Consider the following 20,104-nt stretch of genomic DNA (forward strand, 5'->3'; position numbering starts at 1 on the left):
CAAGGCGGGCGCGTGCAGGATCAGACATTCACTGACGAATTCCGCACGCAGTTCGAACTGTTGATGCGGCTCCGGCGCGATGTGCGTCGGTTTCGCACCGACCCTGTGGACGAGGCAGTGCTGATGCGCTGCCTCGACACATTTCGACTGGCCCCTTCGGTTGGGCTGAGCGAACCTTGGCGCGTCATTCGCGTCGAAAGCGCGGCGGCACGGGCCGCAGCGCTGGAGAATTTCCAAAACGCCAATGAACAGGCCCTTGCAGGCTATTCGGGTGACAAAGCGCTGAAGTACAGCCGCCTGAAACTGTCCGGCATGCAGGAAGCGCCCGTTCAACTGGCCGTTTTTTCCGACGAGTCGACCAACAAAGGACTGGGGTTGGGCGCGGGCACAATGCCCGAGATGCGTCGCTATTCCGTCGTCGCCGCGATCACCTTGTTCTGGCTCGCCTTGCGGGCAGAAGGGTTGGGTCTGGGGTGGGTCTCGATCCTTGATCCCGAACGAATGAAGCGTGACCTGAACGTGCCTGACGATTGGTCTCTGGTCGGCTATTACTGTGTAGGCTGGCCGGAAGAAATGTCAGAACGGCCCGAACTTGAACGCGCTGGCTGGGAACAGCGCAGCGCCCGATTGCATCTCGAAACGCGGTAAAGGCAGATGTTTGGACTGATACGACTTCCCATCCTGCTGCTGATCGCATTTATTGTGGGCGTGTTCTTTGAACGCAGCAACCAACGCGAGGCCTGTGCCGAACGTGGTGTTTGGCAGAACGGACTATGTGTAGCATCGGAAGCGCCCAATGACTGATCTGATCTGTGTCGGAAGTATTGCCGGCTCTTACGGGGTGCGCGGCGAAGTACGGCTCAAAAGCTATTGCGCCGTTCCTGAAGATATCGAAACCTACTCGCCTCTGACCGACGAGAACGGTGCGGAACGGTATCCTCTGGTCCTGACACGTGCGATCAAGAATGGTTTCGCCGCCCGTTTGGGGGGAATTGAGACCAAAGAGCAAGCCGATGCTATCAAAGGTCTGCGTCTGTTTGCGTACCGGGATCAGTTACCCTCGCTACCGGATGACGAATTCTATCATACTGACCTCATTGGGCTGGAAGTTTATGATACCGGAGGTGCCCTGTTAGGGCGTGTAAAATCGGTACAGAACCACGGTGCAGCCGATCTGTTGGAAGTTCACGGGTCAGGCTTGAAAGCCACGGTATTGTTGCCGTTTACACTAGCAAACGTGCCTACAGTTGATCTGGAGCGAGGCCGTGTTGTCGCCGATCCGCCCGATGGTTTGTTTTGATGCGGCGGGTTTTCCTGCATTTAGGCCTGCACAAAACCGGCGTCACGGCCGCGCAATCGTTCCTCTTCGAAAATCGCGAGTTGATCTGGCCTCACTACGCATTGGTCTTGCCATACAAAACCAGAAAAACTGGTCTGGCCGATGCCGCAACCCGGCATTCTCTGTATGGTACTGCACGCACCTTGGCCGATTTCGGCAATCAGATGCGCGACTTCCTTGAGGCCACAAACTTTGGCACCAAACGCGGTCTTATTCTAAGCGAAGAAAACTTCTCGGGCCTGCGCCCCAGCCGCAACGTCGCGGTTGGCTATGAAGCCGCACCCGATATTGCCGCCTGCCTGGTTGACACAATTCGTAATCGGTTCGCAGGCGAAGAACTCGATATTACTATCTATCTGTCGCTGAGGCAGCGCGGAAGCTGGCTTCGCAGCCTCTGGGCGCACGACCTACAACGCTTGCGCCTTGTTCAGGACTTCGAAACCTACCGATCGCATCTTGACGCCTTGCCTTCACTTCAGACCACCGCTGAAGCCATTCAGGAGCGGTTACCATCGATCGATGTTCAAACCGAATGGCTTGAAGAACTGGAGGATAAAGAGTACGGCCCCGGCAGCCCATTCGCGGAATTTCTGGGCCTGCGCCTCAGTAAAGCGTCCCAACTGATTGGCCCAACCCGCGCCAATCCTCACCTAACTGAAAACACCCTTGCCGGGATGTTGCAACTAAATCGTTCCGGACTGGACGATACGGAGCTTGTCAGACAGAAAGCCGATCTCATCCAATCCGCTCAAAATAGCCTGACTGCCACGACATGACTGACAAACCCAGCAAATCCCATGGCCGCAAGGCTATCCGGCCGACCCTGAAACCGCGCGAGCTGATGACACCAACGCCGGATCTTCATGGTGTATGGAAGGCAAAAATAATTACGCTGTTTCCATCGGCGTTCCCCGGCGTGCTCGGCGAAAGCCTAACGGGCAAAGCGCTGCAGGAAGGGTTGTGGCAGCTGGAAACCACTGATCTGAGACAGTTTGGTGTCGGCAAGCACCGCAACGTGGATGACACTCCAGCAGGCGGCGGTGCGGGTATGGTTTTGCGTGCCGATGTTCTTGGCGAAGCCATCGAGCACACCATGACGGGTATTCGTGGCAACTGGCCCCTGATCTATCTCAGCCCACGTGGTCGCCGAATGGATCAGCGCATGATGCAAAATCTGGCGCGGTGTGATGGTATGACACTGTTATGTGGACGGTTTGAAGGCGTCGATGAACGAGTGTTGGAACATTACGGCGTTCAAGAAGTATCGCTGGGCGATTTTGTCATGACCGGCGGTGAGATTGCGGCGCAGGCGCTGATAGATGCTACCGTTAGATTGATCCCCGGAGTTCTTGGAAATCAGGCTTCGACCGAAGAAGAGAGCTTTTCATCGGGGCTGCTGGAGCATCCTCAATACACGCGCCCTGCGGAATGGAAAGGTCGACCGATTCCCGAGGTGCTGATGTCCGGCCATCACGGCCGCATTGCTGAGTGGCGCCATAAAATGGCAGAAAACATCACGCGTGAAAGACGGCCCGACGTGTGGGATAGCTACCTGAAATCACACGACGAAAACTCCGATTGATATCCCGACTGTGGCGCACAGGACGCAGGGTTGAGTTTTGACAAATTGCGATTTGCGGTTGTTTTAGTCTCAATATACTCACGCATAAAGATGCTGAAAAAAGCAATTGCAGAATAAATCGATTCGGGCTGCTTAATGAAAAAGTTACTAATTCTGTCGCTGCTGGCCGCTTCGGCCTGCACCACAAAACCACTTGAGCGTTATATCCCTACACAGGATGGCCATAACCTGCACTCAGCGCGCTCTGCTATGGAGTCGTGTATTGGTGAGTCGCCGGAAGGTGGAAATGCCGCCGTGGTCGGGGGCTACATGACCAGCATTCTCATAGCTGGCGTTGTGATAGGCCCGCTTGTGACGATCCCGGCTGAGGATAGTCTGCGAGCGCAGGGAGAAATCGATCAGGTACATCGGTGCCTAGCCGAGCGTGGTTTCAAACGTCGCGAACTAAATGAGGGTGAAGTATTCTGGCTGAATAATTCCTTTGGCGACGAGCGCGAACGCCGACTGGGCCACCTGATTGGTGGTGGCACCATCGAGACCTACGGTACTTAACTGCCTCAGTAGTAGTTGCCGGCCTTCCAAAGGGCCCATATCTCCGGCGTGCCGTTGAAGGTGTTGATATCCACCTTGCCCTGCACGCCGGGCACAAGCCCGGTCCCGGTATACTGCCAGAAACGCCAGATCGCATTCGGGTAAACCTGTCGCGGATGCCCGGCGACCGATCGGAGCCAGAAGTCGGTTTTTGGTAAGCGCCCGATATCGGTGTCTTCGTAGAAATCCACGGTGGTGTAAACAATGGGCCTGCGGCCGTAGTGCCGTTCCAGAATGTTCAGGAATTTCTGCGCCTCGGAGCGGATGGTCTTGCCATCAGGGCGCAAAGTACAGGTTTTGGAATGTGGGGTCCATTCCATATCAAGCACATGCGGCAGGTCCGCGCCCTTGGGTACGTTTTCAATAAACCAACGAGCCTGCTCTGCAGCCGGGCGGCAGAAATAATAATAGTGATATGCGCCCCAGGGTACATTCGCCGCCTGCGCTCCCTTGCGATGATCCTCAAACAAAGGATCCGCAAAATCACCACCTTCAGTCGCTTTCAAAAACGCGAAACTGACACCCGACGCTTTTGCCGTATGCCAGTCGATCGGACCCTGCCAGCGTGAAACATCAAGGCCATGGATGGGGTAGTGTCCGGGATGGCGGCCCTCCCACTCATGAGGATCAGCATCACCGAATTTGGGATAGATTACAGCGGGCGCTTTGGCATCGGCAGTCGGTGTAGGCTCTATGGCCTGAGGCTGCGGGCCACGCCGGCCGCATGACATAAGCACAGCACCCATGAGTGCCAGCAAGATTGCAATGCGCATCACTGTTCCTGTCTCAAATTTCTGCTCGTATTATTGACCACAGAATGCCAAATCCACGCATCAAGGCAACGGTGCATTTGTGCGGGCGGCGAAAACCCACCGTCAAAAGAGTCAGCTATCTTGAGAAAACATGCGTCAAAGGGCTTGATCACTGACCCCAAAGCTCTTAAAGCACCGCAATCCGGTGTCGCGACATGCGACTCCGGTGTTTTGGTTTGCATCATGTCGTGACGCCCGGCTTTCTTCGGCCACGGCGCGGCAAGACGAACCAGACATAAGGAACATTCGATCTGATCTCTGGCGGGCTGTACGCAGGACCCGGTGAAGACCAAGAGCTCTCAGGCCGTGCTTAACTTCGTGGACCAACCACGAGCAGATAGGAGTAACTGCGATGGACCTGATCGCACAGCTTGAGGCGGAACAGATTGCCGCCCTGGGGAAAGACATCCCCGATTTCAAAGCCGGTGACACCATCCGTGTCGGCTTTAAAGTGACCGAAGGCTCGCGCACCCGTGTGCAGAACTACGAAGGCGTCTGCATCGCGCGCAAAAACGGCGACGGCATTGCCGGTTCGTTCACCGTTCGCAAGATTTCGTTTGGCGAAGGCGTGGAGCGTGTGTTCCCGCTGCATTCGACCAACATCGACAGCATCACCGTTGTCCGCCGTGGCCGCGTTCGTCGCGCCAAACTGTACTATCTGCGCTCTCGCCGTGGTAAGTCCGCGCGTATCGCAGAAGTCACCAACTACAAGCCCAAGGCTGGCGCCGAGGCGTAAGGAGCGGAAAGATGAAAAAAGACATCCATCCCGATTATCACTTCATCAACGTCAAAATGACCGATGGCTCCGTAGTACAGATGAAATCCACCTGGGGCGCCGAAGGCGATCAGCTGGCTCTGGAAATCGACCCCTCCTCGCACCCTGCGTGGACCGGTGGTTCGTCGCGCCTGATGGACGCCGGCGGCCGAGTGTCGAAGTTCAAGAAGAAATACGAAGGTCTGGGCTTCTAAACCCCAACCTGATTGTTCTCAGAAAAGGCCGTCCCGAAAGGACGGCCTTTTTTTGTGAAAACCAACATCATGCGGTGGTGATCAAATCCGTGGGCTAGATGTCACAAATTCCCAGCACGATTTGGCGTATAAATCAGCAGCCTGTGATGCAACTTCTGCATCTGCAGGGTGAAAGGTTTGGACACGCCGTGATCTGCCATGACACCGACCAGCCACTCATACCTCTGCGGCTCGGGCACTGCCAAATTACATCCTTCGCGGATGCGACATACCGGAGGGAAAGTGGTTCGGATGTTTGTTCTGGCCCAAACTGGCTTTCGGTCACAGAAAACCTCCAGATACCCAAAGTCATCGTTGCGCAGCCGGATTCGCATCTCGACCCTGTGCCATGCGCCCAGGTCTTTCGCGGCAATACACGTGCGCCCAAACACGGTTACGCCTCGTTTCGCATCAAGCTGCACCGAAGTGATCTTGGTTGAAGGGCTCCCTACTCGATAAAGTTGCGATACATCTACGACCTCCGAAGGCAACATGTTGCCCACAACCCGCACGTCAAAACCGAAGAGTCTGATCTGACCAGTCCGCCAATCCTCGCCAGCTCTTAGAGCCGACTGCCTCTCGCCTCGCTTCAGGCGAAACGTAATAACCGGATCAGAGATGACGGGCGATTGATCGGATTCCGGATGTATCGCCTCCGGAGTTTTCACCCAATCATAGAGCTCGCTCTGAATTGGATAAACAGGTCCGCTGTCGCCGCACGCCGCGAACAGAAAGGTCATCGCCAAAAGCAGACGCCCCCTCATTCTGCAGCAGTGACACGGCCTCGGCGCTGGTACAGAGGAAAGGGAACCATGCGCCCGTTCTCTTCGTCGTAGAGTTTCCATCGCAGACAGCCGAGGCCTTGCCAGAAACCGATCTTCCGGGAATGCAGCAGCCCCTCAGCCTCAAGCTCAGCGTGAGCAGTGCCGAGCTTGTAGCCTGGAATCTTGGCGTTCAGGTGATGCAGGTCATGATAACCAATATTCATAGTTACCCAATCAAACAGCCTGCCCCAGTCCAGAACCGCGCTGCCCTCAAGAGCCGCTGTTTTGAACGTCAACTCAGGGCGTCTACCCCAGTAGATTTCCTCAAAATTGTGGACAACATAGGGGATCAATGCACCGAAGACGCTTGCCAAATAGAAGGACGCGGCCCAGAACGCTATGCCGCCCCATCCTGAGAGCCACCAGATGAGCACCAAGTAGCCACCAAGCAACAGGTTGTGCAGGATCAGATCCCCTACTCCGGTTTTGAACCCGTAGAGGGGCATGCGTCGCAAGACGCCATACAGCACAAACGGACCGATCAGGATCAGCAGGACCGGACTTCGATAGATGCGATACTGAAGTCGTTTCCAGGCAGGGGCGGATTGCCACTCTGTCAGTGTCATAGTGAATATCTCGAATGTATCGCGCCTTTCGAGGTCACTCACATACGTGTGGTGCTGCCCGTGAATATAGCGCGTGGCGCGATAAGGCGTCATCGCGATTGGCGACAACAGTGTACCCACCCGATCGTTCAGATTTCGAGAGGTAAAGAAGGACCTGTGCAGGCAATCGTGCTGGATCATGTAGATCCGCAGTCCCATAGCGGCTGCGACAACCACAGCTGGCACCATAAGCCACCAATTTCCAATACTCGACAACCCGGCTACCATCGCACCGGCATAAAGTGTGAGACTAACTATCAACTCCCACCACGCACGACGGTCATCGGACCGCGCAAAACGGCGTGATGCGGCATAAACTTCACGTTCAAAACTCACTACATTCGTCTCCACGCAACCTGGATACGATCCTGAATTCTAGTCACACGTCAGACTTGCGGTCAAGCTTAGGGAAAATACACATTAATATTTTGTTTATACAAAACAGCTTCCTACCTAACGTTTGGCGGATTGACAGGTCGACTGGAGCAGCACTTCCTCAGGTCTCGCAAAGCCCTCAGATCCAGTAGGATAACGCCAATGGCAGAGTCACAATGGTTGCTATGGTCGATACCAAAATGAACCCGGCCACGTCCGGCCCGTATTCCGGTACATGCTGGTCAATGAACAGATAGGTTGCCACCGAGGATGGCATCAAACAGCACAGGATCAGCGCACCCCGCTCGGCACCCGTAAACCCGAAAATCCAGACCAACGTACTGGCGATCGCGACCGCCATAACCAGATGCAAAGCCGTCAGCAGCATCGCTACACCAAGACCTTTGATCCGCAACGTGGCCAATGTGTGACCCAGTGTCAGAAGCATCAGGGGGATCGACAAGCCACCCAGTATATCAAAGGACTTCAGCACCGGCTGCGGCAGACTGTACCCCGTGGACATAAGGCCCAGCGCGATGATCACGGAATAGATAATCGGGGAGGTGACGAGCTTTTTGGGCGAAAACTCTCCAGCCGGTATCCACTTTCCAACAGTGAAAATGCTGATTAACACCACCACAACAAAGGCCATAGTATAGGCCATACCGGTATCGCCCAGCGCCAGTAACGTAATGGGCAGACCAATATTACCCACATTACCGTGCATCAACGGCGTCAGAAAGGCGCGAACCGGTAGCCGCAGTATCTTGAGGGTCGCAAACCCCAGTACCCCAAAGGCTGCAATAGCCAGCGCTGCCGCCGCCATCATATCGAGGAAGGTACTGATTTCGAGCTTAGTCGCGGACAGATGTGAGATGATAAGCGTTGGATACCCGACCCTGGATACGATGCCACCCACAACCTTGTTGTCAAAGGGTGCCTTAAGCAGGGCCAGGCTATAACCGGCTCCTGCGCAAATCAGCACCGGAAGAACCACGTTCAACACGTTCAGAAACAGGTGATCCAACCCCGGCCCTCCCCGCCGAAACCCCAATCCTGACAGTGAATCAGGCCAAGGCCGTTGGCAAGCGTGGGGTGCAAGCCACGATCATTGCGAGATTTTCCAAATTAGAGACTGATATTGCGCCACAGAACCGTCTGGGGTTCTTCCCTTCGGCGCCGCCACAACATATAGTGGCCAACAACAACGTGTAGACAAACACGGCGAGACTTGGGAATACAAGCATGGCACATATCATTGTCGTCGGGAACGAAAAAGGTGGCGCAGGCAAATCGACCGTATCGATGCATGTGGCAACGGCACTTGCCCGATTAGGTCATAAGGTCAGCACACTGGATCTTGACCTGCGGCAACGCAGCCTTGGACGGTATTTTGAGAACCGTGTCAATTTCCTGAATGGCGCAGAGGCTCCCCTGCCCAGCCCTCGGCATCACGATCTTCCCGAGATTGACGCCAGTACGCTGAAACCGGGCGAGAACATCTATGATCACCGCCTGTCTGCAGCTGTTGCCGAGCTTGAAAGCGACAGCGACTTCATCCTGATAGACTGTCCGGGCTCTCACACACGCCTCAGCCAGGTAGCACATTCGCTCGCCGATACGCTGATTACGCCGCTGAACGACAGCTTCATCGATTTCGACCTTCTGGCCCGGATCGATTCAAAAGGTGAAAAGATTCTTGGCCCTTCGGTCTATTCCGAGATGGTCTGGAACGCGCGCCAGTTGCGGGCACAGGCCGGCCTAAAACCGATTGATTGGGTGGTGGTACGCAACCGTGTCGGTACGCAGCGTATGGTCAACAAGGAAAAGATGCAGCGCGCGATTGAGATGCTCTCGCAGAGGATTGGCTTCCGCGTCGCCTCGGGCTTTTCGGAGCGAGTGATTTTCCGAGAGCTGTTCCCGCGCGGGCTTACTCTGCTGGACCTCAAGGATATCGGGGTCAAACAGCTGAACATCTCAAACATCGCTGCGCGGCAGGAACTACGCGACATGATGCGCGAAATGAACCTGCCGGGCGTGGAAGTCGATTTCTAAGCCGCAGGCCGGTATATCGTAAACAGCTCTTTGGGCTCAGGTACGCCGCGCAACATGTAGCGGCCGACCGAGATCAGGTTTTGAGCACAGGGCTGCGCTGCACGCGCTACATCGTCAGAAATCAGAATGCGCTGCCCAAGCGACCGATGCATTTCCGCGATACGAGCGGCCTGATTCACTGTGGGACCGATGACCGTAAAGTCCAATCGGTTCTCAGATCCGATATTCCCATACAGAATCTCACCTGCATGCAAAGCCAGTGTGAAGTTCGCAGTCGGCAACCCTTCTGCTTCGCGTCTCTTGTTAAGATCAGCCATACGCTGCTGCAGTACAGCAACCGCGCGCAGGGCTGCGCGGGCGTCAGCATCAATCTCACCCACGTCAAACATGGCCATCAGTCCATCACCCATGAACTTGAGAATGCTGCCATCGCATTCGTGCACAACAGACACCGCAACGTCGAGGTAATCATTCAGCATCTTGATGATCTCGTTTCCCGGCATCTCCTCGGAAAGGCTGGTGAACCCTTCGAGATCAAAGTTCCAGATAACCGCATCTATCTGCTGAAGCGAACCGCGCCGTATTTCACCCGAAAGGACGCGCTTACCGGCGTCGCGTCCCAGATAAACGCGCAGCAGATCGCGAGCCAACTTATCATTTTTCGCAGACTTCAGAGCCAGCCCCAGATGCGGCAGAGCCTCGTGTATTAGGGAAATGTCGCGTTCCTGAAATCCATCAGGGGCGTTGCTGGTCCAGGACATCAGAACCCCATCACCGGTTTTCTGAGTGCCGTTTGCAGGAATGTGTCCGGAAGCTCCATAAGAAACTCCGGTTGCATAGTAGTCTGTCGCGCCGATCTCGCGCAGCTCGTTCAACAATGGATACCGGCTGGGCTCGTTCTGATCTACAAGCCGTTCGCGCAGATCATCCAGATCCTCGTTCAAAATTGCGAATAGAGGGCTGTTGCGCCATACTTCGCTCGGCTCTTCCGTATATTCGAAAGTCGCATACTCACCACCGCGATCCTGGTACCAGCTATAGCCAGTTCCACCATAGACGGGATGCAGTGTCGATTGTGCCGCATGAAACCTCATCAGAGGGATGCCCATTTCGACCAGCCGATTACAATATCCGTCTAAAAGCTCTTCTTGCTCGGCCCCTTCCAACCCGCGCGTGACCAGCCATTCGATCAGATCATTCGCATTCGCGGCAGGGGTCTCCGTCGTTGTCATTTCTTTTTCCTGTGTCTGTCCCAGTGCTTATCTGGGAACACCACCTCGCGATTACCAGTGGTCACTCCATACCTGCGAGACGACGCAACATCATTCTCAGCAGTGCAGCCTCGCCATTGGTGAACTTTGCAGTCAGTCTGGCGTCATATTCCTCAGCGAAACTACGCAGTTCACGATACACGGTTTGCCCGGCGGGTGTTAGCGTCAAGCGCTCGACTCTGCGGTCCCTCTCATCCCGCTCACGCTTGAGATAACGGCGTTGCTCTAGTTTATGGACAGCCCGGCTGATCTTGGTTTTATGTGTTTTTGCCTGAAGGCCAATGTCCTTGGCTGTCAGCTCACCATAATTGCCCAGATGGAACAGGACACGCCATTCGGTGCGCAGCAGTCCGTAGCGATTCTTATAGACGCGCTGAAACTCCAACGCACTCTCTTCAGCGGCCTGATTCAGCAGGAATGGCAGGAAATTCCGCAGATCAAACTCATCTTTTTCGTCATTTTCGTGATGTGTCATGCTTGTTAGTTACAAAATCAACTATTATCCGACAAGCAGTAAACGGAGGAACACACGATGAATCGTCCGACCGACCCGCATCAGATGACCCAGGCCAGCACTCCTGTTGGTACGCATGCCGGATACATGCCCGGCTTTGGCAACGATTTTGAAACCGAAGCTCTGCCCGACGCTTTGCCCCAAGGCATGAACAGCCCTCAGAAGTGCAATTATGGCCTGTATGGCGAGCAACTGAGTGGCACAGCCTTTACCGCAAATCCGCCGGAGCGGACCTGGTGCTATCGCATCCGCCCATCAGTAAAACATTCACATCGCTACGAAAAAATTGATCTTCCATACTGGAAATCAGCACCTTGCGTTGATCCGGATGTCATCAGCCTTGGACAGTATCGATGGGATGCGGTCCCGCATTCTGACGAAGGCCTGAACTGGCTGACGGGCATGCGCACGATGACCACGGCCGGTGACGTTAACACTCAGGTCGGCATGGCGACCCACATCTACCTGGTAACGGAATCGATGGTGGATGATTATTTCTTCTCAGCCGACTCCGAGTTACTGGTCGTGCCACAGGAAGGTCGCCTGCGCTTTGCTACCGAACTGGGCATCATAGATCTGGAGCCCAAAGAGATCGCCATCATCCCGCGCGGACTGCTGTACCGTGTCGAGGTACTCGAGGGCCCGGCCCGCGGCTTTGTCTGCGAGAACTACGGTCAAAAATTCGAACTGCCCGGTCGTGGGCCGATTGGTGCCAACTGTATGGCCAATCCGCGCGATTTCAAGGCCCCAGTCGCAGCGTTTGAGGACCGTGAGGTGCCTTCTACGGTGACGATCAAGTGGTGTGGCCAGTTCCATACGACGAAAATCGGGCACAGCCCTCTGGACGTCGTTGCGTGGCACGGTAATTACGCGCCTTATAAGTATGATCTGCGCACCTATTGCCCGGTCGGCGCGATCCTGTTTGATCACCCGGATCCGTCTATCTTTACCGTCCTGACCGCACCTTCGGGTCAACCCGGCACCGCCAATATCGACTTTGTTCTGTTCCGTGAACGCTGGATGGTGATGGAAGATACATTCCGCCCACCCTGGTATCACAAGAACATTATGTCGGAACTGATGGGCAACATTTATGGACAGTACGATGCCAAACCGCAGGGCTTTGTCCCGGGTGGCATGAGCCTGCACAACATGATGATTCCGCATGGACCGGATAAGGAAGCCTTTGAAAAAGCCTCCAATTCCAATCTGGGTCCGGATAAGCTCGACAACACCATGTCGTTCATGTTCGAAACACGCTTCCCGCAGCATCTGACCGCGTTTGCGGCGAACGAAGCGCCATTGCAGGATGATTACATCGATTGCTGGACCGATATCGACAAAAAGTTCGATGGGACCCCTGGAAGGAAGTAGCGCCCTAAAATGACCCTCGATTCCTGGATCACCTACGTTGCTACGGTATTGCTGTTGATGAGCACTCCGGGCCCCAGCCAGTTGCTGATGTTGTCAAATTCAGCCGCAAATGGATTGGGACGCGGATTGTTCACGGCAGCGGGCGATTTGACTGCGAATTTACTGCAGATGCTGGCGGCGGGCCTCGGCCTTGCCGCTCTCATCGCCGCATCTGGCACGGCGCTGGCAGTGATTAAGTGGCTGGGCGTAGCGTATCTCGTGTTCCTGGGCCTACGGGTGATTTTGAAAGCTGAGAACAAGGCCTCACAAGTGGCCCACCTGAGCAGTCGCAAAACTCTTTGGCTGCAAGGCTTCATCACCTCAGCGGCAAACCCAAAAGCGGTTGTATTCTTCGCAGCTTTGTTTCCGCTGTTCATAGATGCGCAGCAACCGTTCTGGATGCAGTTTGCGGTTCTTTCTGCAACTTACTTAACAATCGACGGCTTGTTTCTGGTGGCCTACGGCGGCAGTGCAAGCTGGTTAGCCAATCGGCTAACGGGGCCCGCCAGACTGTGGCTGGATCGGATCGGTGGCAGCTTCATGATTGTCGCCGCTCTGTTGCTGGGGTTCAAATCCCTTCGTTCGGCTTCCTAGACACGTTACCGCGGGTTGGTTCCCGCGAAAATAGAAGGACAACATATGTCTTTGATGAAATCCTGGGTGACTTCGGCCAATGAGGCAAATCACCCGTTTCCGTTGAACAATCTGCCATACGGTGTTTTCTCGACAGACGGATCGGATCCGCACTGCGGTGTCGCCATCGGTGATATGATCCTGGACGTGACCGCAGCCGAAGATGAAGGCCTCATCGAACTGACTGATGAACCGCTCTTCGACCTGCCATTTTGGAACCCATTGATGGAAGAAGGCCCCGCTGTGTGGGCCGCACTGCGTGAGCGTCTGATTGCCCTGCTCGCGGATGGGACAGAAGAACAAGACAAGGTAGAGCCCCTGCTGGTAGCCCAAGCAGATGCCGAGATGCATATGCCGTTCGCTGTCAGCGAATACACGGATTTCTATGCCGGTCGGAACCATGCCTTCAACGTTGGAACGATGTTCCGTGGTCCGGAAAATGCGCTGCCTCCGAACTGGCTGCACATCCCGATCGGTTACAACGGTCGCGCCTCGTCGGTCGTCGTTTCAGGCACAGATGTGCGCCGCCCGTGGGGGCAATTGAAATCCCCCGACCACGACAAGCCGGCATTCCTGCCCTGCCGCCGGTTCGACATCGAACTGGAAATGGGTGCGATTGTCGGCACCCCGTCCGAAGGCCCAATTTCAGTGCAGGAAGCGGATGATCACATCTTTGGCTATGTCCTGCTCAACGATTGGTCTGCCCGGGACATACAAGCGTGGGAATATCAACCACTTGGCCCGTTCCAGGCCAAGGCAACTGCAACATCGATCAGCCCATGGATAGTGACCAAAGCGGCGCTGGAGCCTTTCCGCTGCGACACGCCCGAGCGCGAGTTCGAACTGCTGGACCATCTGAAAGACTGCGGCCCGATGCTTTATGACATCGACCTTCAGGTCACGATGGCACCAGAGGGCAAAGCAGAAACCACCATCGCAGAAACCAACTACAAAGAGATGTACTACTCTGCCGCTCAGCAGCTGGCACATCACTCGACATCGGGCTGCCCGATGAACGTTGGCGATTTGCTGGGCTCAGGTACGATCTCGGGCGCAACCAAGCCTGAACGCGGCTCGCTGCTGGAGCTTAGCTGGGGCGGAAAGGAACCGCTGACGCTGGACACCGGTGAGACCCGTAATTTCATCGAAGATGGTGACACATTGACCCTGAAAGGTGCCGCCAAAGGGGATGGCTACACCATCGGCTTTGGCGACTGTGTCGGAACCGTCCTACCTGCCCTTGCAAACCCCTACGCACGATAAGGAAACCATCATGGCAAAAGCTTTCGCGTCCCAGGGGGACATGTCGGAAAAGAAAATCTCATTCACCGAAGTGGGTGATGGCCTGTATGCCTTCACCGCCGAGGGTGATCCGAACTCGGGCGTTATCATCGGCGATGACAGTGTGATGATTGTTGAGGCACAGGCGACTCCGCGTCTGGCGAACAAGGTTATCGAATGCGTGCGCTCGGTCACCGACAAACCTATCACCCATGTCGCGTTGACCCACTACCACGCGGTCCGTGTACTGGGTGCCAGTGCCTTTGGCGCGCAGCAGATCCTGATGTCGGACATGACCCGCGCCATGGTCGTCGAACGCGGCAAGGAAGACTGGGACAGCGAATTCCAGCGTTTCCCGCGCCTATTCGAAGGGCATGAAAGCATCCCGGGTCTGACATGGCCCACCACCACGTTCAGCGACACGATGACCGTCTATCTGGGCAACCGCCGGGTCGATCTGATGCATTTGGGCCGCGCCCACACCGCTGGAGACATTGTGATCCACGTGCCCGATCAGAACGTGATGTTCACCGGTGACATCGTTGAGTATCACTCGGCCTGCTATTGCGGTGACGGTCACTTCAGTGACTGGGGTGACACGCTGGACGAGATCAAATGGTTCGACGTCGATGCCATCGCACCGGGCCGGGGCGATGCGCTGGTTGGCAAGGACATGGTCAATGCAGCCATCGAAAACACACGCGACTTTGTCGAAAGCACCTATCGCCCGGCGGCGAAAGTAGCGGCACGTGGCGGTTCTCTGAAAGAAGCATGGGATGCGGTGCGGGCCGAATGTGACCCGAAATTTGCTGAATATGCGATTTACGAACACTGCCTGCCATTCAACGTTGCCCGAGCATACGACGAGGCTCGTGGCATAGACACGCCCCGTATCTGGACAGCCCAGCGCGATCTGGAGATGTGGGAAGCTCTGCAGGGTTAAGGAAATGCGGGCGGCTTTGATCCAGATCGTGTCGCCCGACAAGAATCGATGAGACCATTCGTCATGACCTCCGGCAATCCTCTGCCGGAGCACCAGATTTGTGTGCCGCAAGCGCACGAGCATTGGGGGGAGAGCCCATGAACAAGATTTTTGAAATTCCACTCTACGCCTACACGCGCAGCCCGGATCAGGACGCACCGGCTCCGGTTCGTCACAAGGTTATCGTGATTGGAGCAGGACCGATCGGCCTGGCCGCCGCAATCGATCTGGCCCAGCAAGGTATCGAGGTCGTGGTTCTGGATGACAATGACAAGGTCAGCTTTGGCAGCCGTGCCATTTGCTTTGCCAAGCGCACGCTCGAAATCGCTGATCGGTTGGGGGGCGGCCGCCCGATGGTCGATAAGGGGGTCCAATGGAACGTTGGCAAGGTCTTTTTTGACGAGCGGCAGGTCTATGAATTCAACCTGTTGCCCGAGGAAGGGCATGCCAACCCCGCCTTTATCAATCTTCAGCAATACTATTTTGAACAGTTCATGGTGGACCGTGTCCGCGAACTGCAGGAACAAGGCGCGCCCATCGAGATTCGTGGTCGCAACAAGGTCGAAGCGATCGGAACCCATGACGATCACGTCAAGCTGGAGGTCGAGACCCCTGAAGGTTCCTACACTGTCGAGGCAGACTGGCTGATTGCCTGCGACGGTGCAGGATCGCCCACGCGTCGGATGCTGGGTCTCGACTTTGTCGGGCGCGTATTCGAGGACAATTTCCTGATCGCCGATGTGATCATGGATGCCGACTTTCCGACCGAGCGCTGGTTCTGGTTCGATCCGCCCTTCAACAAGGGACAATCTGCGCTGCTACACAAACAGCCCGATGGTGTGTGGCGCATCGACCTGCAACTGGGATGGGATATCGACAAAGAGCGGGAAAAGCGGCCCGAAAACGTGATCCCACGCCTCAAGGCGATGTTGGGCGAAGATGTCCAATTCGAACTGGAATGGGTGTCGATCTACACCTTCCAATGCCGTCGAATGGAAAAGTTCCGCCACAACAGAGTGATCTTTGCGGGCGACAGCGCGCATCAGGTCAGTCCGTTTGGTGCCCGCGGGGCCAATTCCGGAATGCAGGATACTGACAACCTGTGCTGGAAGCTGAAGCTGGTGATTGATGGCAAAGCGCCTGAATCGCTCCTCGACAGCTACGATGTCGAGCGCGTTCATGGCGCGGATGAAAACATCCTCAATTCAACCCGGTCCACCGATTTCATTACGCCGAAATCCCAGATGTCGCGCATCCTGCGGGATGCCGTGCTGGATCTGAGTGAGCATCACGAATTTGCCCGCCCGCTGGTGAATTCGGGTCGTCTGAGCGTTCCCTGCACCTATGACGGATCGCCGCTAAACTCAGCAGATGCACTGGATGGGCCTGCGCGCACCCGACCCGGTTCACCCTGCCCCGATGCGCCACTGGGGAATGAATTCCTGCTGCCGAAGCTGGCTGGTAAATTCACTTTGCTCACAATCGACGCTGACGCCCCGGATGTGATCGAGGAAGACGGTATCGAAGTCACCCGACTGGCCTTGTCGGTCAAAGACGATCCAACACTGGAACTCAAACGCCGTTACCTTGGTGATGCGACCAGTGCTGTCTACCTGATCCGTCCGGATCAACATGTCGCCGCGCGGCGCGACAATTATGAAGACAACGCATTCCGGCACGCCATCCGTCGGGCCAGTGGTAAGGAGTAAGCGCAATGAGTGACCTGATCCTCACCCCGAACATCGATGACGCTGATGATTTCTATGCCGATCTTCTGGCCGCACATGAGGGGCTGGAAAAAGCCGACAGCGACGCCCTGAACGCGCGCCTTGTACTGGTTTTGGCCAATCACATCGGCGACCGGTCTGTTCTGTCTCAGGCAATCAGAGCTGCCACGCTGGCGGACGAATAAGGAGATTGGGATGAGCGATGTCGTCCTCTATGATTATTGGCGGTCATCGGCCAGCTACCGTGTGCGTATCGCACTGAATCTGGCAGGCATCGCTTATCGCTCGGTTGTCGTGGACCTCGTCAAAGGCGAACAAAGGGGGACGGCTCATCGCACACGCAACCCTCAGGGCTTCGTCCCGGTGCTTGAGATTGATGGTCTGCGCCTGACGCAATCGCTGGCAATACTTGACTATCTGGATCAGACGCGCGGATTACAACTTCTCCCGGCAGAACCCGGTCCAAGAGCAGGAGTTCAGGCGCTAGCACATGCTATTGCCGTAGATGTTCATCCGGTTTGCAATCTGTCAGTTGCCAAATACGCGACCGCACTCAGTGGCGGTGCCGAGGGTATGCCGGGCGACTGGATGCGCAACTTCATCCGGCCCGGTCTTCAGGCGTTCGAGGCCATGCTGGGTGAGTTTGACCAAGCCCCTTATTGCACAGGTTCGAACCCCGGATTGGCGGACATCTGCCTGATGCCGCAGATCTACAACGCCCGACGCTGGGAGGTGGACTTGTTCGACATGCCGCGCATTCTTGGCGTTGAAGCAGCCTGTACCGAACACCCTGCATTTGCCGCAGCGCATCCCAACGCGAACGCGCCTTCATAGTTCGACGCACAGAATCTGTGTGCAAACACGGGTACAATTCATCTCTGGCTGACCCTAATTTCGTCGAAACAGACAAAAGAGGTCACGATGCCAGAGATCACAGGTTATCACGCGCATGTCTATTTCGACGCTGAAACGCAATACGCAGCGCAGCAGGTTTGCGAAGAGGCCGCGCGTCTGCTTCCCGTTCAGCTGGGCAGAATGCATGCACACAATGTCGGTCCACATCCACGCTGGAGTTGCCAGCTGGGTTTTGCCGCAGATGCATTCGACAAAGTCATTCCCTGGCTCATGCTGAACCGAAAGGGACTAACTGTATTCACCCATCCAGAAACCGGTGAACATCTTGAGGATCACCGGGATCGAGCCATCTGGATGGGCGAGATGCTGGATCTTGACCTTTCGATCTTTGACAGGCTCGACGCCTAGGTCAGCGCGCGCGCCTGATCACGTAATACGAACTTCTGTATCTTGCCTGTCGAGGTCTTGGGCAGCGCCCCGAACACCACAGTTTTGGGTGCCTTGAAGTGGGCCATGTTGTCCCGGCAAAATGCGATCAGCTCGGCATCCGTCACTTCGGCCCCTGGCTTCAGTTCGACAAAGGCGCAGGGCGTTTCACCCCATTTGTCGTCCGGGCGAGCGACGACCGCAGCCTCCATCACTGATGGGTGCTTGTACAGGATACCTTCAACTTCGACGGACGAGATATTCTCGCCCCCTGAAATGATGATGTCCTTCGACCGGTCCTTCAGTGCGATATAGCCATCGGGATGCATCACGCCCAGATCGCCCGAAGCAAACCAGCCACCGTTGAACGCCTTGTCAGTGGCATCTGGGTTCTTGAGGTATCCTTTCATGACGATGTTACCCTGCATGAAGATCTCACCCATCGTCTCGCCATCCGCGGGAACAGGTTCCATCGTGTCTGGGTCGGCAACCATCAGACCAGACAAAGCGACATACTTTACGCCCTGACGAACCTTCAAAGCTGCGCGATCCTCGGCACCCTTGTCGTTCCATTCGTCTTTCCATGCGCAAACGACCGACGGCCCATAGGTTTCGGTCAGACCATAGACATGGGTCACTTCAACCCCCATGCCTTCCATCGCTTCGATCACAGCGGCTGGCGGTGGTGCGCCAGCAGTCATTACCTTGATCTGGTGATCAAAGTCCTTGAGGTGATCAGGCGCATTGGCCAGCATGTTCAGAACAATGGGTGCTCCGCAGAAATGAGTAACACGCTCTTCGCGGAAGGCCTGATAGATCGGCTCGTCCCGTACGGCCCTCAGACAAACCGACACACCTGCATTCGCAGCCATGGTCCATGGAAAACACCAGCCATTGCAGTGGAACATTGGCAGCGTCCACAGGTAAACCGAATGCTGTGGCATGCCCCAAGTCAGTATGTTCGACGTCGCATTCAGTGCCGCACCGCGATGATGGTAAACCACACCCTTGGGATTACCCGTCGTTCCGGACGTATAGTTGAGCGTGATTGCGTCCCACTCATCCTGCGGCAATGACCAATCGAATTCGGGATCACCTTCCGCCAACAACGCTTCGTAGGTCAGGTCCCCAAGCCGCTCGCCCCCGTCAAAACAGGGGTCTTCGATATCGATGACCAGCAGATCAGGCCGCTCGACCTGTGTCAGAGCCTCTTTGACCACCGATGAAAACTCAGGATCAACAAAAAGGACCTTTGCCTCAGCGTGGTTCAGAATGAAGGCGATGATTGGGGCATCCAATCGCGTGTTGATCGCGTTCAGGACCGCTCCGGCCATCGGTACACCAAAATGGGCCTCATACATCTCGGGAATATTGGCGGCGATGATCGATACAGTATCGCCCTGCCCGACTCCGCGTGAAATCAACGCACTCGCCAGACGGCGGCATCGGTCGTAGGTCTGCGACCATGTATAGTGGCGCGCACCATAAACCACGGATGGGTAGTCCGGATAAACGGCGGCCGTTCGTTCAAGATAGCTAAGCGGTGACAACGGCGTAAAGTTCGCCGGGGTCTTGTCCAGATGGCGCTGATAGATGCTGTCGGATGTCATCCGCCATTCCTCCCAAAATCGTCGGATTGGCGTATTGAGCACAAAGCATCTACCAATACAAACCCGTAAAAATACGAACTGGTAGAAATACTGGAGATAACCTATCAGCGAATCTGGCCCTACTTCGCATCGGCCATTCGCGCTGATCTGCAGCATCACGTTAATACGCGCTGACCGGGCTACTTGATTCCCGCGCGCTGC

At 55.7% G+C, this 20,104-nt stretch carries 24 protein-coding genes; 17 read left to right on the forward strand and 7 right to left on the reverse strand.

Annotation, left to right across the window (positions count from 1 at the left end):
• Nucleotides 1-12 precede the first annotated feature (12 nt).
• The 6 genes from bluB to ACR0IO_RS13280 all read left to right on the forward strand — a co-directional run bounded on the left by bluB (nucleotide 13) and on the right by ACR0IO_RS13280 (nucleotide 3,473).
• On the forward strand, nucleotides 13-648 hold the full coding sequence (gene bluB / locus ACR0IO_RS13255; RefSeq protein WP_480742095.1) for a 5,6-dimethylbenzimidazole synthase: 636 nt from the start codon (nucleotides 13-15) through the stop codon (nucleotides 646-648).
• Between the two features lie 6 nt (nucleotides 649-654).
• Nucleotides 655-804, forward strand: a complete 150-nt coding sequence (locus ACR0IO_RS13260; protein ID WP_170333946.1) for a hypothetical protein — start codon at nucleotides 655-657, stop codon at nucleotides 802-804.
• Nucleotides 797-1,300: a ribosome maturation factor RimM gene (gene rimM, locus ACR0IO_RS13265; RefSeq protein ID WP_480742097.1), complete on the forward strand. Its 504-nt coding sequence runs from the start codon at nucleotides 797-799 to the stop codon at nucleotides 1,298-1,300. Before ACR0IO_RS13260 ends, rimM begins: the two co-directional genes overlap by 8 nt.
• A gap of 182 nt (nucleotides 1,301-1,482) precedes the next feature.
• On the forward strand, nucleotides 1,483-2,115 hold the full coding sequence (locus tag ACR0IO_RS13270; protein WP_480742099.1) for a hypothetical protein: 633 nt from the start codon (nucleotides 1,483-1,485) through the stop codon (nucleotides 2,113-2,115).
• Nucleotides 2,112-2,921 (forward strand): tRNA (guanosine(37)-N1)-methyltransferase TrmD, encoded by an 810-nt coding sequence (trmD, locus tag ACR0IO_RS13275; protein ID WP_480742101.1) that lies wholly within the window; start codon nucleotides 2,112-2,114, stop codon nucleotides 2,919-2,921. The genes ACR0IO_RS13270 and trmD overlap by 4 nt, the downstream gene beginning before the upstream one ends.
• A gap of 135 nt (nucleotides 2,922-3,056) precedes the next feature.
• Nucleotides 3,057-3,473 (forward strand): hypothetical protein, encoded by a 417-nt coding sequence (locus ACR0IO_RS13280; protein WP_480742102.1) that lies wholly within the window; start codon nucleotides 3,057-3,059, stop codon nucleotides 3,471-3,473.
• Between the two features lie 5 nt (nucleotides 3,474-3,478).
• Here the strand turns inward: ACR0IO_RS13280 and ACR0IO_RS13285 are convergent, their stop codons facing one another.
• Complete coding sequence (locus ACR0IO_RS13285) at nucleotides 3,479-4,285, reverse strand: glycoside hydrolase family 25 protein (protein ID WP_480742103.1); 807 nt, start codon at nucleotides 4,283-4,285, stop codon at nucleotides 3,479-3,481.
• Nucleotides 4,286-4,676: 391 nt separating this feature from the next.
• On the opposite strand from ACR0IO_RS13285, the gene rplS reads away from it, so the two are divergent.
• Together rplS and rpmE are read left to right on the forward strand one after the other, a co-directional pair.
• On the forward strand, nucleotides 4,677-5,060 hold the full coding sequence (gene rplS / locus ACR0IO_RS13290; protein WP_155149156.1) for a 50S ribosomal protein L19: 384 nt from the start codon (nucleotides 4,677-4,679) through the stop codon (nucleotides 5,058-5,060).
• An 11-nt stretch (nucleotides 5,061-5,071) separates the two neighbouring features.
• Nucleotides 5,072-5,293, forward strand: coding sequence for a 50S ribosomal protein L31 (gene rpmE, locus ACR0IO_RS13295; protein ID WP_155149154.1), 222 nt, complete (start codon nucleotides 5,072-5,074; stop codon nucleotides 5,291-5,293).
• Nucleotides 5,294-5,394: 101 nt separating this feature from the next.
• Here the strand turns inward: rpmE and ACR0IO_RS13300 are convergent, their stop codons facing one another.
• The 3 genes from ACR0IO_RS13300 to ACR0IO_RS13310 form a co-directional block, all read right to left on the reverse strand.
• On the reverse strand, nucleotides 5,395-6,096 hold the full coding sequence (locus ACR0IO_RS13300) for a hypothetical protein (RefSeq protein WP_480742104.1): 702 nt from the start codon (nucleotides 6,094-6,096) through the stop codon (nucleotides 5,395-5,397).
• The gene (locus ACR0IO_RS13305; RefSeq protein ID WP_480742105.1) at nucleotides 6,093-7,097 is read right to left on the reverse strand and encodes a fatty acid desaturase; all 1,005 of its coding nucleotides are present in this window, start codon (nucleotides 7,095-7,097) and stop codon (nucleotides 6,093-6,095) included. Before ACR0IO_RS13305 ends, ACR0IO_RS13300 begins: the two co-directional genes overlap by 4 nt.
• 178 nt (nucleotides 7,098-7,275) lie before the next feature.
• Complete coding sequence (locus ACR0IO_RS13310; protein ID WP_480742106.1) at nucleotides 7,276-8,163, reverse strand: AEC family transporter; 888 nt, start codon at nucleotides 8,161-8,163, stop codon at nucleotides 7,276-7,278.
• 218 nt (nucleotides 8,164-8,381) lie between these two features.
• On the opposite strand from ACR0IO_RS13310, the gene ACR0IO_RS13315 reads away from it, so the two are divergent.
• Complete coding sequence (locus ACR0IO_RS13315; protein ID WP_480742107.1) at nucleotides 8,382-9,191, forward strand: division plane positioning ATPase MipZ; 810 nt, start codon at nucleotides 8,382-8,384, stop codon at nucleotides 9,189-9,191.
• Here ACR0IO_RS13315 and ACR0IO_RS13320 read toward each other — a convergent pair.
• Together ACR0IO_RS13320 and ACR0IO_RS13325 are read right to left on the reverse strand one after the other, a co-directional pair.
• Nucleotides 9,188-10,423, reverse strand: a complete 1,236-nt coding sequence (locus tag ACR0IO_RS13320; protein ID WP_155149146.1) for an adenylate/guanylate cyclase domain-containing protein — start codon at nucleotides 10,421-10,423, stop codon at nucleotides 9,188-9,190. The two genes, ACR0IO_RS13315 and ACR0IO_RS13320, sit on opposite strands and share 4 nt — an antisense overlap.
• A gap of 61 nt (nucleotides 10,424-10,484) precedes the next feature.
• Nucleotides 10,485-10,937, reverse strand: a complete 453-nt coding sequence (locus ACR0IO_RS13325; RefSeq protein WP_480742108.1) for a MarR family winged helix-turn-helix transcriptional regulator — start codon at nucleotides 10,935-10,937, stop codon at nucleotides 10,485-10,487.
• A 57-nt stretch (nucleotides 10,938-10,994) separates the two neighbouring features.
• On the opposite strand from ACR0IO_RS13325, the gene hmgA reads away from it, so the two are divergent.
• The 8 genes from hmgA to ACR0IO_RS13365 all read left to right on the forward strand — a co-directional run bounded on the left by hmgA (nucleotide 10,995) and on the right by ACR0IO_RS13365 (nucleotide 18,275).
• Nucleotides 10,995-12,350, forward strand: a complete 1,356-nt coding sequence (hmgA, locus tag ACR0IO_RS13330; protein ID WP_155149142.1) for a homogentisate 1,2-dioxygenase — start codon at nucleotides 10,995-10,997, stop codon at nucleotides 12,348-12,350.
• A gap of 9 nt (nucleotides 12,351-12,359) precedes the next feature.
• On the forward strand, nucleotides 12,360-12,983 hold the full coding sequence (locus ACR0IO_RS13335; RefSeq protein WP_480742109.1) for a LysE family translocator: 624 nt from the start codon (nucleotides 12,360-12,362) through the stop codon (nucleotides 12,981-12,983).
• A 45-nt stretch (nucleotides 12,984-13,028) separates the two neighbouring features.
• Nucleotides 13,029-14,285, forward strand: a complete 1,257-nt coding sequence (gene fahA / locus ACR0IO_RS13340; RefSeq protein ID WP_480742111.1) for a fumarylacetoacetase — start codon at nucleotides 13,029-13,031, stop codon at nucleotides 14,283-14,285.
• A 10-nt stretch (nucleotides 14,286-14,295) separates the two neighbouring features.
• Nucleotides 14,296-15,246 (forward strand): MBL fold metallo-hydrolase, encoded by a 951-nt coding sequence (locus ACR0IO_RS13345; RefSeq protein ID WP_480742113.1) that lies wholly within the window; start codon nucleotides 14,296-14,298, stop codon nucleotides 15,244-15,246.
• A 137-nt stretch (nucleotides 15,247-15,383) separates the two neighbouring features.
• The gene (locus ACR0IO_RS13350; protein ID WP_480742115.1) at nucleotides 15,384-16,994 is read left to right on the forward strand and encodes an FAD-dependent oxidoreductase; all 1,611 of its coding nucleotides are present in this window, start codon (nucleotides 15,384-15,386) and stop codon (nucleotides 16,992-16,994) included.
• Nucleotides 16,995-16,999: 5 nt separating this feature from the next.
• A complete protein-coding gene (locus ACR0IO_RS13355; protein WP_480742117.1) occupies nucleotides 17,000-17,197 on the forward strand; it encodes a DUF2783 domain-containing protein in 198 nt (65 codons plus the stop codon).
• Between the two features lie 10 nt (nucleotides 17,198-17,207).
• Nucleotides 17,208-17,846, forward strand: a complete 639-nt coding sequence (gene maiA / locus ACR0IO_RS13360) for a maleylacetoacetate isomerase (RefSeq protein ID WP_480742118.1) — start codon at nucleotides 17,208-17,210, stop codon at nucleotides 17,844-17,846.
• Nucleotides 17,847-17,933: 87 nt separating this feature from the next.
• Nucleotides 17,934-18,275: a DOPA 4,5-dioxygenase family protein gene (locus tag ACR0IO_RS13365; RefSeq protein WP_480742119.1), complete on the forward strand. Its 342-nt coding sequence runs from the start codon at nucleotides 17,934-17,936 to the stop codon at nucleotides 18,273-18,275.
• Here the strand turns inward: ACR0IO_RS13365 and ACR0IO_RS13370 are convergent.
• Nucleotides 18,272-19,903, reverse strand: a complete 1,632-nt coding sequence (locus ACR0IO_RS13370; RefSeq protein WP_480742121.1) for an acyl-CoA synthetase — start codon at nucleotides 19,901-19,903, stop codon at nucleotides 18,272-18,274. The genes ACR0IO_RS13365 and ACR0IO_RS13370 overlap by 4 nt on opposite strands.
• Nucleotides 19,904-20,104: the final 201 nt, after the last annotated feature.

This window comes from Ruegeria sp. CE12, from assembly GCF_056537525.1.

Bases quoted from the DNA above. Each gene is read 5' to 3' on its own strand.
- ACR0IO_RS13260 (WP_170333946.1), top strand. From the start codon at position 655: ATGTTTGGACTGATACGACTTCCCATCCTGCTGCTGATCGCATTTATT.
- rimM (WP_480742097.1), top strand. From the start codon at position 797: ATGACTGATCTGATCTGTGTCGGAAGTATTGCCGGCTCTTACGGGGTG.
- trmD (WP_480742101.1), top strand. From the start codon at position 2,112: ATGACTGACAAACCCAGCAAATCCCATGGCCGCAAGGCTATCCGGCCG.
- ACR0IO_RS13280 (WP_480742102.1), top strand. From the start codon at position 3,057: ATGAAAAAGTTACTAATTCTGTCGCTGCTGGCCGCTTCGGCCTGCACC.
- ACR0IO_RS13285 (WP_480742103.1), bottom strand. From the start codon at position 4,285: ATGCGCATTGCAATCTTGCTGGCACTCATGGGTGCTGTGCTTATGTCA.
- rplS (WP_155149156.1), top strand. From the start codon at position 4,677: ATGGACCTGATCGCACAGCTTGAGGCGGAACAGATTGCCGCCCTGGGG.
- rpmE (WP_155149154.1), top strand. From the start codon at position 5,072: ATGAAAAAAGACATCCATCCCGATTATCACTTCATCAACGTCAAAATG.
- ACR0IO_RS13300 (WP_480742104.1), bottom strand. From the start codon at position 6,096: ATGAGGGGGCGTCTGCTTTTGGCGATGACCTTTCTGTTCGCGGCGTGC.
- ACR0IO_RS13315 (WP_480742107.1), top strand. From the start codon at position 8,382: ATGGCACATATCATTGTCGTCGGGAACGAAAAAGGTGGCGCAGGCAAA.
- ACR0IO_RS13320 (WP_155149146.1), bottom strand. From the start codon at position 10,423: ATGACAACGACGGAGACCCCTGCCGCGAATGCGAATGATCTGATCGAA.
- ACR0IO_RS13325 (WP_480742108.1), bottom strand. From the start codon at position 10,937: ATGACACATCACGAAAATGACGAAAAAGATGAGTTTGATCTGCGGAAT.
- hmgA (WP_155149142.1), top strand. From the start codon at position 10,995: ATGAATCGTCCGACCGACCCGCATCAGATGACCCAGGCCAGCACTCCT.
- ACR0IO_RS13335 (WP_480742109.1), top strand. From the start codon at position 12,360: ATGACCCTCGATTCCTGGATCACCTACGTTGCTACGGTATTGCTGTTG.
- fahA (WP_480742111.1), top strand. From the start codon at position 13,029: ATGTCTTTGATGAAATCCTGGGTGACTTCGGCCAATGAGGCAAATCAC.
- ACR0IO_RS13345 (WP_480742113.1), top strand. From the start codon at position 14,296: ATGGCAAAAGCTTTCGCGTCCCAGGGGGACATGTCGGAAAAGAAAATC.
- ACR0IO_RS13350 (WP_480742115.1), top strand. From the start codon at position 15,384: ATGAACAAGATTTTTGAAATTCCACTCTACGCCTACACGCGCAGCCCG.
- ACR0IO_RS13355 (WP_480742117.1), top strand. From the start codon at position 17,000: ATGAGTGACCTGATCCTCACCCCGAACATCGATGACGCTGATGATTTC.
- maiA (WP_480742118.1), top strand. From the start codon at position 17,208: ATGAGCGATGTCGTCCTCTATGATTATTGGCGGTCATCGGCCAGCTAC.
- ACR0IO_RS13365 (WP_480742119.1), top strand. From the start codon at position 17,934: ATGCCAGAGATCACAGGTTATCACGCGCATGTCTATTTCGACGCTGAA.
- ACR0IO_RS13370 (WP_480742121.1), bottom strand. From the start codon at position 19,903: ATGACATCCGACAGCATCTATCAGCGCCATCTGGACAAGACCCCGGCG.